Genomic DNA, 16,703 nt, shown 5'->3' with positions numbered 1-16,703 from the left:
TGTGAAGCGGGGTCGGCGCGGATGCGGGAGGAGTTGAAGGCACTCTACGGAGACGAGCGGCTTCCCCGCTACACGAGCTATCCGGCCAGCCCGCATTTTACCGGCGCCGTCGACTCGGCGACTTATGCCGGGTGGTTGCAGGCGCTTCCGGCGGACAAGACCGCCTCGCTCTATCTGCACGTGCCGTTCTGCCGCTCGATGTGCTGGTATTGCGGGTGCCACACGCACATCACCCGCCACGACGCGCCGATTGCCGATTACCTCGCGACACTGCGGCGCGAGGTAGATTGGGTGGCCGGGCATCTCCACCATCGGCCGCTGGTGCGTCACGTCCATTTCGGCGGCGGCACACCGACCCTCATGGCGCCGGACGCGTTCCGCGCTCTCGTCGCGTTCCTGCGTGACCGGTTCCCCTTCGCTGCCGATGCGGAGATCGCCGTCGAGATCGATCCGCGCACCCTGGCGCCCGCGATGATGGGCGCGCTCGGTGCAGCCGGCGTCACGCGGGCGAGCCTCGGCGTTCAGAGCTTCGACCCGATCGTGCAGGAGGCCATCGGACGCCGCCAGGACCTTCCCGTGACGGAAGCCGCCGTCACCGGGCTGAGAGCGGCCGGGATCCGCGGGATCAATCTCGACCTGATCTACGGCCTGCCGCATCAGAGCGTCGAATCCTGCATCGAGACGGTGCGGCAATGCTTGGCACTCCGGCCCGACCGCCTCGCGGTGTTCGGCTATGCCCATGTGCCGAGCTTCAAGAAGCATCAACGCCGGATCGACGAGGCCATGCTGCCGGACGGCGCCGCCCGGCGGGCCCAGGCGGAGGTGATCGCCGAGACGCTGTCGCGGGCCGGTTACCGGAGGATCGGCCTCGATCACTATGCCCGTCCGGATGACGCGATGGCGGTCGCTCGCGTCGAGGGCGAATTGCGGCGCAATTTCCAGGGCTACACGACGGATGCCAGCGACGTCCTGATCGGCTTCGGCGCCTCGGCCATCGGGCGGCTGCCGCAGGGCTACGTGCAGAACGACCCGGTGCTTCGCAGCTACGGCGAACGCATCGACCGCGGCGATCTCGCCACGCTCAAGGGCTGCGCGCTGACGCGGGACGACCGGCTGCGGGCGACGCTGATCGAGCGGATCATGTGCGATTTCGCCGTCGATGTCGGGCAGGTCTGCCGCTGGCATGGCCACGACCCCGACGCTCTTCTCGCCTCCCTTCCCCGATTGCGCATTCTCGTGGAGCACGGTGTGGTCAGGCTCGAGGGCCATACGCTGAGCATTCCGGAGGATGCCAAGCCCTTCGTTCGCAACGTCGCGGCGCTCTTCGACGCGCATCTCGGGACATCCGCCGCCCTGCACAGCCGCGCCGCGTGATCGGGCCGCCGAAGACGCCGTCCCGGCCGGTCCCGGAAATGTCGTGCCCTGCAGCGCCCCCTGTCGCTCGCAATGACGGCGGGAGGCGAGACCTGTGGCGATCAAACGGAAACGGTGTACCTTCCGGGCGTCGCGTCACGGCCTATGCCAGCCGGCCGAGCCCCTCAGCTCAGAACGGGCGCTTCGGCGAAGGAATAGGGCGCCGACTCATCGGACGCGATGATTGTGCCTCAGCGGCCCGACCGTCTGATGAACTGCGATTTCCCGGCCGCCTGTCCCGTCTCCGAGATCAGCACATCCAATGACCGGCGGACGATTTCGATCGGCTCCACGCCCTTCTCGATCGCCTCACGCTCGACCTCGGCCCGTTCCATCGGACCCAAGCCTTCGAAGATCGCGCGGGCGACAGCCGGTGACGCGTCCTTGTGGTGCTCGCTCATCCAAGCCTCAAATTGCGAATCGGGATGCAAGGGAAGGCGCGATCAATCTCAATCCATCACGCCGCAAGCAAGCACCTCGTCGGCACCATGCTGATTGACTTGTGATGAAGAGAATGGGTGGCGGAGACGGAGGGATTCGAACCCTCGATACCCTTATTAGGGGTATGCTCATTTAGCAAACGAGTGCCTTCAGCCTCTCGGCCACGTCTCCCCGCCGCTTGGCTGTAGAAGCTCCGGGGCGGCGGGTCAACCCGGTCGGCGCGGGGTTGTGACGCGGCGCTCGTAATGCTTGGCCACGCGTAGATGGCGGGAGATCGCGTAGTTCATCGCCGTGAGGAAACCGTAGGCGCCGCGGACGAAGTGGCGGCGCCCGAGATAGGCCTTCAGGAAGTTGCCCGGCAGCTCCACGTAGAGGCGCCAAGCCGGAATCGTAACGCCGCGCGCATCGAGATCGTCGGCCTGCTGGTCGGAGTAGCGGTTGAGCTTGTCGAGCTGGTCGCCGAGCGAGCGCACCGAGAAATGGTGGATGCGTCCCTTGATCTGCCCGACGGTGACGCCCGGGCCCAACACCACCCGGTCATGAACCGGCGAGGTGGAGTAGGTGCTCAAGTCCCGACGGTAGAGCCGCACCGGGGTCAGCACGTAGGCCCAGGGGTGAGGACGCGTCTCGCCGGGGAAGATCTCGGCGATGGCGATGCTCCAGGCAGCGTGCGTCGGCTCCCCGTTGGCGAAAACGGCCCGGATCCGCTCGGCGAGGTCGGGCGGCACCACCTCGTCGGCATCGAGGTTGAGCACCCAGTCGTGCCGGCACTGCCCTTCGGCGAAGCGCTTCTGCCGGCCGTAGCCCGGCCAGTCGTTGTGCATCACCCGGGCGCCGAGCGAGGCCGCGAGCGCCTGTGTCCCGTCGGTCGAGCCGGAATCGACCACGACGATGTCGTCAGCGAGGTCCCGCACCGCCGCGAGGGTGGCGCCGATGCGGTCGGCCTCGTTCTTGACGATGATGAAGACGGAAATCGGGAGCGGGGCCATGGGTCTCGTCGCGCGCGGCACCCCCGCTCTACCGGCCGGATTCCACGCGAACAAGCACGAGGCTCGGTCCTCGCCATGTCGCGCCTCCCTTCAGCGAATTGGCCCCCACTTCGCCGGAAAGCCCTCTATCCGGCGGCCTCCGCAAGGCGCTTGCGCTGGACCTTGCCGTTGGCGGTGCGCGGCAATGCGTCGAGGAAGCGGATGGCGCGGGGCGCCTTGTAGGCGGCCAGGCGCTCGCCGCACCACGCTATCATGGCCTCTTCGTCGGGCTCGGCGCCGGGGCGGAGAACCACGAAGGCGGCGATCACCCGCAGGTCGGGGCGCACGGCCAGCTCCGTCACGCCGACTTCGGCGATGTCGGGATGGCCGGCGAGCACGCCCTCCACTTCCACGGGCGAAACGCGGTAGCCCATGGCGTTCATCAGGTCGTCGTTGCGGCCGTGGAACCAGAGGTAGCCGTCCGCATCGAAGCTCGCGAGGTCGCCGCCGGCGAACCACTCACCGCGCAGGACCGCCGCCTCTTCCTCCGGCCGCTGCCAGTAGCCGAGCATCAGGCCCGGATCGGAGCGGTGGATCGCCAGAAGGCCGGTCTCCCCCGCCGGGAGCGGCTCGGGTGGGCCCTCGGCCGGCAGGATCGCGACGCGGCGCCCCGGCTGCGGCCGGCCGGGCGAGCCGGGACGCACGGGGATGGTCGGGCCGCTCGACACGTAGGTCGAGATCTCGCTCATGCCGAGGGCCTCGTAGAGGGGCTTGCCCGTGGCCGTCGTCCAGGCGTCGTGAAGGTCGGAAGAGAGCGCCTCGCCCGCGGTGACGCCGTGGCGCAGGCGCGAGAGATCGTGCGCGGCGAGGTCGGCGTATTTGAGGATCTGGCGGTAGACGCTCGGCACCGCCGCGAAGATCGTCGCGCCCTGCTCGGCGATGAGGCGGGGCCAGATCCCGCGGTCGCGCGGGCCGTTGTAGAGCACCGTCGTCGCGCCGCAGGCCCAAGGGTCGGTGATTCCGACGCCGAGCGTGTAGGTCCAGTTCATGGTGCCGGCATGCAGCATCACGTCGGCTTCGCTGAGGCCGAGCCAGTGGGCATGCATCGGCCGGCGGCCCCAGATGGCGCGGTGGGCGTGGAGAACGCCCTTCGGGCGGCTCGTGGTGCCGGAGGTGTAGACAAGCGTCGCCGGATCGTCTGCGGCGGTGTCGGCATAGTCGGAGAGCGGTTCGCCCGCCTTCATCGCCGCGATCTTTTCCAAGTCGAGCCGGAAGCAGCCCGCGGGACCACCGGCGTCGATTTCGGACAAGCCCTCGCCTGTCACCACGACGGCGACGGCGGCATTCTCCATCAGGAAGGCGGCCTCGTCTGCCGTCAGTTGCGGCGAGGAGGGCAGGGCGACGAGGCCGGCGGCGAGCGCGCCGAAATAGACGAGCACGTAGTCGGTTTCGTTGCCCATGCGGATCATCACCCGGTCGCCGGCCTTCAGCCCGAGTCCGAGCAGACCTGCCGCGATGCCGCGCACGGCGCGATCAGCTTGCGCATAGGTGAGGTGGCTGACGGCGCCGCCGTCGCCGACCATGACGAGGGCGGTCTTGTCGCCGCGCAGCCGGGCATTCTCCGCGAGGCAGTAGCGGGCCGCGTTGAAACGGGGCGGGGAGCGGCGGTCGTCGCTGGTCGGCACGGCGGGAGTGTTCCGTTACTCTTAGTCTTTGCCCTGGTGTCCGATCCCCGCCCCCGGCGGTCAAGCGGTGTCCGGTCGCCCTATCCCCGCAGCGGGCGGATCGTGCCGGAAAGGCCGGTGCTTGCCCCGTCCCGGAGTTCGAGCCAGAGGAAGCGCCCCGGATCGACGGGCCCCGGCAGGGCGAGGCGGCCGGGGGGAACCGGCTTGAAGCCGAAGCGGGCATAGTAGGGCGCGTCGCCCACCAGAACGACGAGGCCGTGTCCGGCGGCGCGGGCAGCGTCGAGACTCGCCTGCATCAGGCGCGTGCCGATGCCGCGATCGGAAAAGCTCGGATCGACGGTGAGCGGACCGAGCACGAGGAGCGATCCGCCCTCGGCCTCGGCCGGGCCGATCCGCACCGAGCCGACGAGATAGGTGCCCACCAGTGCCGTTAGGCAGAGTTCGGGCAGCGGCGCGGCGCCCTCGCGCAGGCGGTAGGCGGTGCGGGCGAATCGGCCGGGGCCGAAGGCGCGGGCGTGCAGGCGCTCGATGGCGAGGGCGTCGTCCGGATGTTCGGGGCGGATGACGAGGGGAAGGGCGGTCACGGCTGGCGTCCGGCGGCGGGTTCGCGCCGATAGCAGCCGGCTCCACAACCGGCAAACCGAGGCCGCGTTAGGCGCCGCGCGACGAGAAGTCGATGCGCGGATCGATCCAGGTGTAGGTGAGGTCGGACAGGAGGTTCACCGCCAGACCGAGCAGGGAGAAGATGTAGAGCGTGGCGAACACCACCGGATAATCGCGGCCGACGATGGAGGAGAAGGACAGGAGTCCGAGCCCGTCGAGCGAGAAGATTGTCTCGATCAGCAGCGAGCCGGTGAAGAAGGCGGTGATGAAGGCGCCGGGAAAGCCCGCGATGACGATCAGCATCGCGTTGCGGAAGACGTGGCCGTAAAGAACGCGCCGCTCGCTCACGCCCTTCATCCGGGCGGTGACCACGTATTGCTTGCGGATCTCGTCGAGAAACGAGTTCTTTGTGAGCAGCGTCGAGGTGGCGAAGGCGCCGAGCACCAGGGCCGAGAGCGGCAGCACGAGGTGCCAGGCATAGTCCAGGGCCTTGCCCCAGAGGCTCAGGGACTCGAAATTCTCGGAGGTGAGGCCGCGCAAGGGGAAGATCTGCAGGAACGAGCCGCCCGCGAACAGGATCACCAGCAGGATGCCGAACAGGAAGCTCGGGATCGCGTAGCCGACGATGACGACGGCCGAGGTCCAGACATCGAAGCGCGAACCGTCGGCGACCGCCTTGCGGATGCCGAGCGGGATCGAGATTGCGTAGGAGATCAGCGTCATCCACAGGCCGAGCGAGATCGAGACCGGGAGCTTCTCCTTGATCAGGTCCAGCACCGAGACGTCGCGAAAATAGCTGCGGCCGAAATCGAAGCGGAGGTAGTCCCACAGCATCTTGCCGAAGCGCTCGTAGGCCGGCTTGTCGAAGCCGAACTGCGCTTCGAGCTTTTTGATGAAGGCCGGATCGAGCCCTTGCGCGCCGCGATACTTCGACGTGTCGCCGCCGCCCCCGCTCCGGGCCGCTCCGCCACCGAGGTCACCCTGCCCGCCGGTGATGCGCGAGAGCGAGCCCTCCTGCTGGCCCTGGAGCTGCGCCAGCACCCGTTCCACCGGGCCGCCGGGGGCAAACTGGATGATGGCGAAGGTGATGAGCATGATCCCGAAGATCGTCGGGATCATCAGCGCGATGCGGCGCAGGATATAGGCGAGCATGGACAGTCCTCAGCCCCGGCCGATCCGCCGCGCCTTCTGTTCGTCGTACCACCACAGGGCCGGCACGCCGAGCCCATAGGTCGGCAGCTTCGCCGGGCGGCCGAACATGTCCCACAGGGCAAGGCGATACTCTGGCGAGTACCACATCGAAATCCAGTAGCGGCCGGTCCGCAGCACCCGGTCGAGGGCGCGGCAGGCCACGGTGAGGCTCGCGCGCGAATCCGCATTGGCGATGCTGTCGAGCAGGGCGTCGATCACCGGATCGCTGATGCCGGCCAGATTGTTGGAGCCAGGAATCGCCGCGGCACGTGAGCCGTAGGCCTCGCGCAGCTCCGGGCCTGGAGTTGCGTCACCCGAGGCGGCGCGGGCCGTGATATCGAAGTCGAAGTCGCGCACCCGCGCTTGGTACTGCGCGGCGTCTACCACCCGCTGGCGGGCCTTGATGCCGATCAGCCCGAGATTGCGGATGAAGGGCTGCACGATCGGCTCCCACACGGAGTCGGAATCGAGGAACTCGAACTCGATCGGCTTGCCGCCCGGCAGCCGCAAGGCCCCACCCTCACGGGTGCAGCCGGCCTCCTTGAGCAGAGCCACCGCGCGGGCGAGCAGCGCCCGGTCCTGGCCGGATCCGTCCGGAACCGGGGGCATCCAGGCCTCGCCGAAGACCTCGGCCGGCACCTGCCCGCTGAACGGTTCGAGCAGCGCCAGCTCCTCCGGGGAGGGCTTGCCCGTGGCCATCAGGTCGGTCTTCTGGAAGAAGGAGACGGTGCGTTCGTAGGCGCCGAACATTGCCGTACGGTTTGTCCAGGGGAAGTCGAAGCACAGGCCGATCGCCTCGCGCACGCGGGGATCCTTGAACACCTCGCGGCGGGTGTTGAAGAACCAGCCTTGGATGGCGGCGGGCGAGGTGTCGGGCAGGGTCTCGCGCTTGACGCGGCCCTCGCGCGCGGCCGGGAAATCGTAGCCGGTCGCCCAGATCCGCGAGGTGAATTCCTGGCGATAGGTGTAGGCGCCGCCCTTGAACGCTTCGAAGGCGACCTGCCGATCGCGGAAATACTCGTAGCGGATCTGGTCGAAATTGTTCTGCCCGACCATGACGGGCAGATCCGCCGCCCAGTAATCGCTCACGCGCTCCAGCTCGATGAAGCGGCCGATATCGATGCGCCCAACCTGATAGGCGCCGGAGCCGAGCAGCGGCTGAAGCGTCTGAGCCTCGAAGTCGCGCCCCTCAAAGAATTTGGCCGAGAAGATCGGAAGACCGGCGACGATCAGCGGCAGATCGCGGCTGCGGCCGGAGGCGAAGCGGACCACCAGGGTCTCGTTGCCTTCCGCCGTCGCCTCGGCGACGTCGCGAATGACCTGCGCAATCGTCGGGTGGCCCTTCTCCTTGAGGATGGTGAGGGAGAAGGCGGCGTCCCGCGCGGTCAGCGGCGAGCCGTCGTGGAAGCGCGCCTGGGGACGCAGGGCGAAGCGGTAGGTCAGGCCATCGGCGCTGGTCTCGACCGAGCGGGCGACGAGCCCGTACAGCGCGTCCGGCTCGTCGAGCGCGCGCACCATCAGGCTGTCGAAGGTCAGGTTGATGCCGGCCGCGCCAGTGCCGCGGAAGACGTAGGGATTGAGCGTGTCGAAGGTGTCGAACGCCTGATTGCCGAAGGTCTGGACGATCTGGGTCGAGAAGCGCCCGCCGCGCGGGGCCATCGGGTTCACGTAGTCGAAGTTCGAGAAATCGGGCGCGTATTTCAGCTCGCCGAAGCTCGACAATCCATGGATCTCGCCGTGCGCCTTGCCGGGAACGGGGCGGCTCCCTTCAGCGCGGGGCGAGCGCGGCAGGGTGCTCGCAAGAGCGAGCGCCCCCGTCCCGAGGACGATGCTCCGACGGGTCGCGTCCGCGCTCACCGCGGGGCACCCGTCTTGGCGGCGAGCGCCTCGTCGTACCACCACGTGGTCGGGAAGCCCGAGGAGCCGTATTTCGGCAGCACGGCCGGACGGCCGAAGCGGTTCCAGCGCAGTGTCCGCGTCACGGCAGACGACCATTGCGGCACCACGAAGTTGTGGGCCAGCAGCGTCCGGTCGAGGGCATGCGTCGCGGCGACCAGGGTCTCGCGGTCCTGGGCGAAGATCACCTTCTCGATCAGCGCGTCGATGCCGGCATCCTTGATCCCGGCGATGTTGCGCGAGCCCGGCTTGTCGGCGGCGGCCGAGCCCCAGAATTCACGCTGCTCGTTGCCGGGTGAGAGCGATTCCGGCCAGTTCGAGGTGGTGATGTCGAAGTCGAAGCTGCGCAGGCGGTTCTGGTACTGCGCCTGATCGATCACCCGGATCGAGGACTCGATGCCGATCAGTTTGAGCTGTGCGGCGTAGGGCAGGATCACCCGCTCGAACACGTTCTGGAATTCGAGGAACTCGACGGTCAGCGGCTCGCCGGTGGCCTTCGCCACCATCTTGCCGCCCTTTAGCTCGTAGCCGGCCTCGCGCAACAGGCCGACCGCCTTGCGAAGATTGCCGCGCACGGCCTCCGGCGTATCGTTGACGGGGTTGGTGTAGGTCTCGGTGAAGACGCTGCCCGGAAGCTTGTCCTTGACGCTTTCCAGGATCACCTTCTCAAGTCCGTCGGGCAGGCCGGACGAGGCCAGTTCCGAGCCGTAGAAGTAGGAATCGATCCGGCTGTAGAGGCCGTAGAAGAGCTGCCGGTTCATCTCCTCGAAGTTCAGGGCGAGGTTGAAGGCGCGGCGCACCCGCTCGTCCTTGAACTTGTCCCGGCGCAGGTTGAACACGAAGGCCTGCATGATGCCGGTGCCGCGGCCGGGGAACTCCTCCTTGATCAGGCGCCCTTCTTTCACCGCGGGGAAGTCATCGTAGGCGGTGGCCCAGTTGCGGGCGATGTTTTCGCTGCGGAAGTCGTAGAGGTCGCCCTTCAACGCCTCCAGCAGCACCGATCCATCGCGGAAATACTCGAAGCGGACCGTGCCGAAATTGTTGCGGCCGCGATTCACCGGCAGGTCTTTGCCCCAGTAATCGGCCACGCGCTCGTAGACGGCGGAGCGGCCGGCATCGATCTTGGCGAGCCGGTAGGAGCCAGAACCCAGCGGAATTTCGAGCGTCGTCTCGGTGGCGTTGCGCGGCTTGCCGTTCTTGTCGGTGCCGGTCCACCAATGCTTGGGCAGTACCTGCATCTGGCCGAGCACCTGCGGCAGCTCGCGATTGCCGGCCTCGCTGAAGCGGAAGACGACCTCGCGCTCAGCGCCCGGCTCGGCCTTGGCCACGGTGTGGTAGTAGGCGGCGTAGAACGGGCTGTTGGCCTTCAGCGTGTCGAAGGACCAGATCACGTCCTCGACGGTCACCGGCTTGCCGTCGTGCCAGCGCGCATTCGCCCGTAGGCGGTACGTCACCGACTGGCCGTCCTCGGCGATCCGCACGCCCTCGGCCAGCAGGCCGTAGGAGGAGAACGGCTCGTCACCGGAATCCTCCATCAGCGTGTCGTAGATCTGGGTGATCCCGCCTTCGAGATCACCCTTCAAGCCGTTGACGATGAAATTGAGGTTGTCGAAGCCGCCCTGGGCTCCGAGCCGGACCAGGCCGCCGACCGGTGCCTTCGGATCGGCATAGTCGAAATGCTGGAAGTCCGGGCCGTATTTCGGCTCGCCGAGCAGGGTCAGCGCGTGGCGCCAACTGCCCGGTGCCTCCTGCGCCGAGACCTTCGAGGCGGATTCGGCGGGCTCCTGGGCCGAGGCGGGGCCTCGCAGCCCGAGGAGAACGAGCGCTCCGGCGAGGAAGCTGCGGCGAGCGATCACGGCGTTTTCTGTCACGTTGGCGCGGTCTCCCGGTCCCGTGAGAGGACGGTCGGGCGCCGTTCTAGGACGAGGCCGGGGCCGGCGCCAACCCGCCGTGAGCGCGCAGAGGCGGTCGCCGGGGAATGGGACATGAAAAAGGCCGGGCTTTCGCGGCCCGGCCTTGGGAAGATGGATCTGTCCCCGTCGCCTTACGGCTTGGGCGTGTCGGGATCGGCCTTGGCCGGCGGCTCGGTGGCCGGCGTGCTCTCTGAGCCGGGCGCGGCCTTGGTCGGGATATCGCCCGAGGGCTTGGCCTCCGGGGCCTGCGTCGGGGCAACCTCGTTGCGCTGCGGCTGGACCCCCGGTGCCGGGACCGGACGGGCGGTGTCCTTGCCGTCACCGGATTGGGTGTCGCCCTTCGGCGCGTTGGTCTGCGGCGCCTTCTCCTTGTCGCCCGTGGCGCTCTCGACCGGCCGCTCCCCGGCCTTCTTGTCCTCGGCCTTGCCCTCTGCAGGCTTGGCGGCTTCCGCCTTCTTCTCACCCTCCGGCGCGGCCTCGGCCTTCTTCGCGGCGGCCGGCAGCGGCTTCGGGCTGTCTGAGAGCGTGCGCAGATAGGCGATGACGTTGGCGCGCTCGGCCGGCGAGCTGATGCCGGCAAACGCCATCTTGGTGCCCTTCGCGTACCCCTTCGGGCTCTCGAGGAAGTGGTCGAGATCCTCGTAGGTCCAGGTGCCGCCCTTCTCCTTCAGGCTGGCGGAATAATCGAAGCCGGCGGCATGCGCCTTCTCGCGCTCGACGATGTCCCACAGATCGGGACCGACCTTGTTGGGGCCGCCCTTCTCGAAGCTGTGGCAGGCTTGGCAGGCCTTGGTGCCGCCCTTGCCCTTGTCGGCGTCGGCGCTGGCGAGCCGCACGGCGATGGGCTCGGCCTTCGGCGCCTCGGCTGCGGCGCCGCCGCTCGTCGGCTCCGGCTCGGGCAGGGGATAGCCGGCGTTTCCGGCAGGCTTGGGATGATAGATCAGCTCCGCCACGAAGCCCGACCCGACCGCGAACAGGAGAGCACCCAGGACAGCGCCCGCAACCTTGTTCAGCTCGAAGGAATCCATGCTCGACAGCTCCGGCGCACGGGATCAGGACCCGGCGGATGAGGGCCCGACGGGCTGACGCCGGACTTTGGAGAATTTCAAGGGTGATTAGCCGCTCGGGCCCGATCTTGACAATGGGCCATACGCGCTGCGCGCTGTCGCATACCGTTATTGTCACCGGCTCCCTGCGGGCGGGCCCTCGCCGTTGCAGCGCTGCCGCACCCTGAGCGGCGGCCGGCGCAGCCACGAAGCGGGTCAAAGGCCCTCACGAGCCGGCCATGACAAGCCGGACGGCCGCTGCTAGAGCCGCCCCGTCCCGTCTGCCAACGCGCGTCTCATAGTCCGAGGCTATGTCCGATCCTCTGATCCTGATTCCGGCCCGCCTCGCCGCGACCCGGCTGCCGTCGAAGCCGCTCGCCGACATCGCAGGCGCGCCGATGATCGTCCATGTCTGGCGCCGCGCGGTGGAGGCGGGGATCGGACCCGTGGTGGTCGCCACCGACACCGACGCGATCGCCGAGGCGATCGAGGGGCAGGGCGGACTGGCGGTGATGACGCGGGCCGATCACCCCTCCGGCTCCGACCGCCTCGTGGAGGCGCTGGAGATCGTCGATCCCGACGGTAACCACGACGTCGTCGTCAACGTCCAGGGCGACCTGCCGACCATCGACCCGGCGATCATCGCCGCTTCGGTGACGCCGCTCGCCGACCCGCAGGTCGATATCGCCACCCTCTGCGCAATCATCCACCGGGCGGAAGAGATGGACGACCCGAACGTGGTCAAGATCATCGGCCACACCGTCGGGCCCAACCGCCTGCGCGCACTCGCCTTCACCCGCGCGCGCGCGCCCTGGGGGGAGGGTCCGCTGTTCCACCATATCGGTCTCTACGCATATCGCCGGAAGGCGCTGGCGCGGTTCAACGCCCTGCCGCAGGGCGAGCTGGAGCGGCGCGAGAAGCTGGAGCAGTTGCGCGCGCTGGAGGCCGGCATGCGCATCGATGCGATGATCGTCGAGGATCTGCCGCTCGGCGTCGACACCCCCGCCGACCTGGAGCGTGCCCGCACGCTGCTCGCCGTCCGCCGCCTCAATTGAACCGGCTGAAAAACCGATGACCGACCGTACGATTGCCTATCAGGGCGAGCCTGGGGCCAACTCGCACATCATCTGCTCGCAGGCTTATCCCGGCTGGACTGCGCTGCCCTGCGCCACCTTCGAGGACGCCTTCGCGGCGGTGAACGAGGGCAAGGCTAGGCTCGCGATGATCCCGATCGAGAATTCGATCGCCGGCCGGGTGGCCGACATCCACCACCTGATCCCGACCTCGCGGCTGCACATCATCGCCGAGCACTTCCTGCCGATCCACTTTCAGCTCATGGTTCTGCCGGGCGTCACGACGGAGAGCCTCACCAGCGTCCACAGCCACGTCCACGCGCTCGGCCAGTGTCGCCGGATCATCCGGCGCCTGGGCCTCAAGGCGGTGGTGGCCGGCGATACCGCGGGTGCTGCCCGCGAGGTCGCGGATGCCCAGGACCCGACCCGCGCGGCGCTCGCTCCGGCCATGGCGGCGGAGGTCTACGGCCTCGACATCTTGGAGCGCGACGTCGAGGACGAGGCGCACAACACCACGCGCTTCGTGGTGTTCTCGCCCGAGCCCGTCGAGATCGAGCCGGGCAACGGTCCCACCGTGACGAGCTTCATCTTCCGGGTCCGCAACATTCCGGCCGCGCTCTACAAGGCGCTCGGCGGCTTCGCGACCAACGGCGTCAACATGTCGAAGCTCGAGAGCTACATGGTCGAGGGGCAATTCACCGCGACCCAGTTCTACGCCGAGGTCGACGGCCACCCCGAGGATGACGGCCTGCGCCGGGCGCTGGACGAGCTGCGCTACTTCTCGAAGGAATTGCGCATCATCGGCACCTATCCGGCCCACCCGTTCCGCGAGACGACGCGGCAGGCGGCGGAATAGCCGGCGACCACGAAAAAGGCCGACGCAGAAGCGCCGGCCTTTTTTCATGTCCGATCCGACGAAGGCCTCACGCCGCGTCGGCCGGCTTGTCCTTGCTCGCCTCGGGCTTCGGGCCGCCCTTGGAGACGCCGACGAGCGCCGGGCGCAGGGTCCGATCACCGATGACGTAGCCGGTCTGTACCACCTGGACCACGGTGCCGTTCGGAACCTCGGTGTTCGGCACCTCGAACATCGCCTGGTGCCGGTTCGGGTCGAAGCGCTGGCCCTGCGGATCGACCACCTTCACGCCGTGACGCTCCAGCGTCTTGGCGAGATCGCGCTCGGTCAGTTCGATGCCCTCGACCAGGGCCTTGAAGGGGCCGTCCGCGCTCGCACGGGCCTCGGCCGGCACGCTCTCGAGGGCGCGGCGGATGTTGTCGGCCGTGTTGAGCATGTCGCGGGCAAAGTTCGTCACCGCGTAGGCGCGGGCATCGGCGACCTCGCGCTCCGTGCGGCGGCGCAGGTTCTCCATCTCGGCCAGCGTCCGCAGCAGGCGGTCCTTGAACTCGTCGCGCTCGGCGATCGCGGCCGCGAGGCCCTCCGCATCCGCGCCCGCGGTAGTCGGCTGCGGCGGGACCTCCGCCTCCGTGCCGTTGTGCCGCTCCTGCTTCTCCATGTCGTCAGCCATCATCGTGCGATCGATCGGGTCTCGAAGTGTTCCGGGATGGGGCTGATATCATTCGGGCATACCGCGAAATCAAGCGAGGGCAGCGCCATCCGCGCCTACAACTCCCGCGGCGGCGGCGAATCGACCAGCGCGTCGAGCCCCTCGGCCCGCAGGGCGGCGACGTCGCTGGCGAACACCTCCATCACCGCAGCACGGATCATCGCGAGCCGGTCGGGCTGCACCACGCGGGTGCCGGTCAGGTCGGTCACGTAGAAGACGTCGACCGCCCGCTCGCCGAAGGTCGCCACATGCGCCGAGGTGATGTTGAGGCTCAGGCGGTTGAGCGCCGTCGTCAGTTCGTAGAGCAGGCCGGGACGATCGAGGCCGGTGATCTCCACCACCGTCTCGCGGCTCGACAGGGCGTTGTCGATCGACACGTCCGGCGGCACGAGGAAGGTCTTGGGCGGCTGCTTCGGGTGCTTGTCGGCGACGAGTTCGGCGATCTTGATCTCGCCCTTGAGCGCCCGCTCGATCGCGGTGGCGATGCGGCCGGCGCGGCGCAACTCGTCCTCGTCCCGCTCGAAGGCGCGGGAGATGAAGATCGAATCGAGCGCGAAGCCGTCGGTCGTCGTGAAGATCTGCGCATCGACGATGTTGCCGCCCGCCGTCGCGCAAGCACCGGTGATGATGGCGAGCAGGCGCGGATGGTCGGGCGAGTAGACCGTCAGCTCGGTCACGCCGCGCACCGGATCGGTCTCGTAGGTGGTGGCACTGGTGCGGCCCTCCTCCATCACCGTGCGCAGGAAGCGGGCGTTCTTGTAGTGGCGGGTCGAGTCCACCTTGAGCCAGTAGGCTTGGTTGTGGCGTGCGGCGTAGGCATCGAAGGTGTCGGTGTGCCAGTCCGAAAGTTGCTCGCGCAGGGCCATCTGGATCAGCCGAACCCGGTCGGTGCGGGCGATCTCGGAATGGCCGCCGGACAGCAACACCTCGGTCTCGTCGTAGAGGGTGCGCAGCAGCGTGCCCTTCCACGCCGTCCACACGCCGGGCCCGACCGCCTTGATGTCGGCCACGGTCAGGATCGCCAGCAGCTTCAGCCGCTCCAGACTCTGCACCTCGCTGGCGAACTTCTCGATCGTCCGGTGGTCGGAGAGATCGCGGCTCTGCGCCGTCATCGACATCAGCAGGTGGTGCTCGACGAGCCAGGACACCGTCTCGGTCTCGGCCTGGCTGAGGCCGAACCGCGGCCCGAGCTTGCGCGCGATGGCGGCGCCGGCGATCGAGTGGTCCTCCGGCCGGCCCTTGGCGATGTCGTGCAGCAGGATCGCGACGTAGAGGGCGCAGCGGTTGTGAATCGTGTCGATCAGGCGCGAGGCCAGCGGGTGCTCCTCGCGCACCCGACCGGAATCGATCGCCGCGAGCACGCCGATCGAGCGCAGCAGATGCTCGTCCACCGTGTAGTGATGATACATGTTGAACTGCATCATCGCGACGATGCGGCCGAATTCCGGGATGAAGCGGCCGAGCACGCCGGCCTCGTTCATCGAGCGTAGGATCGTCTCCGGGGCGTTCTTCGAGGTAAGGATGTCGAGGAAGAGGCGGTTGGCCTCCGCATCGATGCGCACCGCGTGGGTGATGAGCTTGAGTGAACGGTTGGCCAGTCGCGCCGCGTCCGGATGAATCGGCAGGTTGTGCCGGTCGGCGAGCCAGAACAGGCGGATCAGGTTGACCGGATCGCGCTCGAACGTGTCCTCGCCGCGAATGTTGACCCGGCCGTTGTCGATCCAGAAATCCTCCGCCTCGATTGAGGTGGCGCGGAAGCGGTCGCGGAAACGGCCGATCCAGCGGTCGAGCACCGGTGTTCGCTTGGCGTGGCGCGCTTCGAGTTCCGCGCAGACGATGGCGGTGAGGTCGCCGACATCCTTGGCGATGAGGAAGTAGGCCTTCATGAAGCGCTCGACGCCGGACAGGCCGCCGCGGGCGCCGAAGCCGAGCCGCTCGGCGATCTTCGGCTGAAGCCCGAAGGACAGCCGCTCCTCCGCGCGTCCGGTGACGAAGTGGATGTGGCAGCGCACCCGCCACAGAAATTCCTCGCAGCGCTCGAACAGCTTGTACTCGTCGGGCGTGAACAGCCCGGCATGGACAAGCTCCACCTGATCGCGCACCCGGTAGGTGTATTTGGCGATCCAGAACAAGGTGTTGAGGTCCCGCAGGCCCCCCTTGCCGTCCTTGACGTTGGGCTCGACGAGGTAGCGCGAGGCACCCGCCTTGGCGACGCGGGCGTCGCGCTCGCGTAGCTTGGCATCGACGAATTCCGAGGCCGAGCCGATCACGAGTTCCGTGTCGAAGCGCGTGACCATCTCCTCGAAGAGATGGCGCGAGCCGAACAGGAAGCGGGATTCGAGCAGAGCGGTGCGGATCGTCATGTCCGCGCGGCCCTCGCGCAGGCACTCCTCCACCGAGCGCGTCGCGTGGCCGACTTTCAGCTTCAGGTCCCACAGCACGTAGAGCATCGCCTCGACGACGCTCTCGGACCACGCGGTCTGCTTGTAGGGCAGCAGGAACAGGAGATCGATGTCCGAACCCGGTGCCATGGTTCCGCGGCCGTAGCCGCCGGTGGCGACGATCGCGAGTTGCTCGCCCGTGGACGGGTTGTCGTTCGGGTAGAGGCGCCAGACCACGGCATCGTAGATCGCCCGCACCACCGCGTCGGTGAGCCGGCTCAGCCGTTGTGCACAGGCAAGTCCGTCCCGCTCCTTCATCAGGAGGCGCTCGGCCTCCCGGTGCCCGGTCTCGATCACCTTGCGCAATTCGGGCACAAGCAGCCCACGCAGCTTGGTGGGCTCGCGCGCGTCGCGGTCGAGTGAGGCGACGATCTTTTCGAGGACGGGAACGGGGTCGAACATGGCCGTCCCGTTAGCATGTAAAGCCGGTGGCGGCATCGGGCGGTTGCCCGCAACCCAGCCGTTCTGTTC

13 protein-coding genes and 1 tRNA gene are annotated in these 16,703 nt (G+C 68.1%); 3 read left to right on the top strand and 11 right to left on the bottom strand.

Features of this window, described 5'->3' with window-relative positions; translation table 11 throughout:
- The first annotated feature begins 21 nt into the window (after positions 1–21).
- Positions 22–1,374, top strand: a complete 1,353-nt coding sequence (gene hemN, locus LPC10_RS02355; protein ID WP_231345299.1) for an oxygen-independent coproporphyrinogen III oxidase — start codon at positions 22–24, stop codon at positions 1,372–1,374.
- Positions 1,375–1,604: 230 nt separating this feature from the next.
- On the opposite strand, the gene LPC10_RS02350 is transcribed toward hemN, so the two are convergent.
- From LPC10_RS02350 to LPC10_RS02310, 9 genes are all read right to left on the bottom strand, one after another.
- Positions 1,605–1,844: a hypothetical protein gene (locus LPC10_RS02350; RefSeq protein ID WP_231345298.1), complete on the bottom strand. Its 240-nt coding sequence runs from the start codon at positions 1,842–1,844 to the stop codon at positions 1,605–1,607.
- Positions 1,845–1,932: 88 nt separating this feature from the next.
- Positions 1,933–2,025: transfer RNA gene (locus LPC10_RS02345), tRNA-Ser, on the bottom strand.
- A 35-nt stretch (positions 2,026–2,060) separates the two neighbouring features.
- Positions 2,061–2,843, bottom strand: coding sequence for a glycosyltransferase family 2 protein (locus LPC10_RS02340; RefSeq protein ID WP_231345297.1), 783 nt, complete (start codon positions 2,841–2,843; stop codon positions 2,061–2,063).
- A gap of 125 nt (positions 2,844–2,968) precedes the next feature.
- Positions 2,969–4,507 (bottom strand): acyl-CoA synthetase, encoded by a 1,539-nt coding sequence (locus tag LPC10_RS02335; RefSeq protein WP_231345296.1) that lies wholly within the window; start codon positions 4,505–4,507, stop codon positions 2,969–2,971.
- An 80-nt stretch (positions 4,508–4,587) separates the two neighbouring features.
- Entirely contained in the window at positions 4,588–5,091 is a 504-nt protein-coding gene (locus LPC10_RS02330; protein WP_231345295.1) for a GNAT family N-acetyltransferase, read from the bottom strand.
- Positions 5,092–5,158: 67 nt separating this feature from the next.
- Complete coding sequence (locus LPC10_RS02325) at positions 5,159–6,262, bottom strand: microcin C ABC transporter permease YejB (protein WP_231345294.1); 1,104 nt, start codon at positions 6,260–6,262, stop codon at positions 5,159–5,161.
- Between the two features lie 9 nt (positions 6,263–6,271).
- Positions 6,272–8,158 (bottom strand): extracellular solute-binding protein, encoded by a 1,887-nt coding sequence (locus LPC10_RS02320; RefSeq protein ID WP_231345293.1) that lies wholly within the window; start codon positions 8,156–8,158, stop codon positions 6,272–6,274.
- The gene (locus LPC10_RS02315; protein ID WP_231345292.1) at positions 8,155–10,068 is read right to left on the bottom strand and encodes an extracellular solute-binding protein; all 1,914 of its coding nucleotides are present in this window, start codon (positions 10,066–10,068) and stop codon (positions 8,155–8,157) included. The genes LPC10_RS02320 and LPC10_RS02315 overlap by 4 nt, the downstream gene beginning before the upstream one ends.
- Positions 10,069–10,241: 173 nt before the next feature.
- Positions 10,242–11,138, bottom strand: a complete 897-nt coding sequence (locus LPC10_RS02310; protein ID WP_231345291.1) for a cytochrome c family protein — start codon at positions 11,136–11,138, stop codon at positions 10,242–10,244.
- Positions 11,139–11,467: 329 nt separating this feature from the next.
- On the opposite strand from LPC10_RS02310, the gene LPC10_RS02305 reads away from it, so the two are divergent.
- Positions 11,468–12,211 (top strand): 3-deoxy-manno-octulosonate cytidylyltransferase, encoded by a 744-nt coding sequence (locus LPC10_RS02305; protein ID WP_231345290.1) that lies wholly within the window; start codon positions 11,468–11,470, stop codon positions 12,209–12,211.
- 16 nt (positions 12,212–12,227) lie between these two features.
- Positions 12,228–13,085, top strand: coding sequence for a prephenate dehydratase (locus LPC10_RS02300; protein WP_231345289.1), 858 nt, complete (start codon positions 12,228–12,230; stop codon positions 13,083–13,085).
- A gap of 67 nt (positions 13,086–13,152) precedes the next feature.
- On the opposite strand, the gene grpE is transcribed toward LPC10_RS02300, so the two are convergent.
- Together grpE and LPC10_RS02290 are read right to left on the bottom strand one after the other, a co-directional pair.
- Positions 13,153–13,755, bottom strand: a complete 603-nt coding sequence (gene grpE, locus LPC10_RS02295; protein ID WP_231345288.1) for a nucleotide exchange factor GrpE — start codon at positions 13,753–13,755, stop codon at positions 13,153–13,155.
- Positions 13,756–13,847: 92 nt separating this feature from the next.
- Positions 13,848–16,634, bottom strand: a complete 2,787-nt coding sequence (locus tag LPC10_RS02290) for a [protein-PII] uridylyltransferase (RefSeq protein WP_231345287.1) — start codon at positions 16,632–16,634, stop codon at positions 13,848–13,850.
- Positions 16,635–16,703: the final 69 nt, after the last annotated feature.

Origin of the sequence: Methylorubrum sp. B1-46 (assembly GCF_021117295.1) — a bacterium.
Taxonomy (GTDB): domain Bacteria; phylum Pseudomonadota; class Alphaproteobacteria; order Rhizobiales; family Beijerinckiaceae; genus Methylobacterium.
The sequence above is the reverse complement of the archived record's forward strand: the minus strand, read 5'-3'. Positions and strand labels throughout refer to the sequence as shown.

Excerpts from the sequence above, each read along its gene's own strand:
- hemN (WP_231345299.1), top strand. The coding sequence starts at position 22 with ATGCGGGAGGAGTTGAAGGCACTCTACGGAGACGAGCGGCTTCCCCGC.
- LPC10_RS02340 (WP_231345297.1), bottom strand. The coding sequence starts at position 2,843 with ATGGCCCCGCTCCCGATTTCCGTCTTCATCATCGTCAAGAACGAGGCC.
- LPC10_RS02325 (WP_231345294.1), bottom strand. The coding sequence starts at position 6,262 with ATGCTCGCCTATATCCTGCGCCGCATCGCGCTGATGATCCCGACGATC.
- LPC10_RS02310 (WP_231345291.1), bottom strand. The coding sequence starts at position 11,138 with ATGGATTCCTTCGAGCTGAACAAGGTTGCGGGCGCTGTCCTGGGTGCT.
- LPC10_RS02305 (WP_231345290.1), top strand. The coding sequence starts at position 11,468 with ATGTCCGATCCTCTGATCCTGATTCCGGCCCGCCTCGCCGCGACCCGG.
- LPC10_RS02300 (WP_231345289.1), top strand. The coding sequence starts at position 12,228 with ATGACCGACCGTACGATTGCCTATCAGGGCGAGCCTGGGGCCAACTCG.
- grpE (WP_231345288.1), bottom strand. The coding sequence starts at position 13,755 with ATGATGGCTGACGACATGGAGAAGCAGGAGCGGCACAACGGCACGGAG.
- LPC10_RS02290 (WP_231345287.1), bottom strand. The coding sequence starts at position 16,634 with ATGTTCGACCCCGTTCCCGTCCTCGAAAAGATCGTCGCCTCACTCGAC.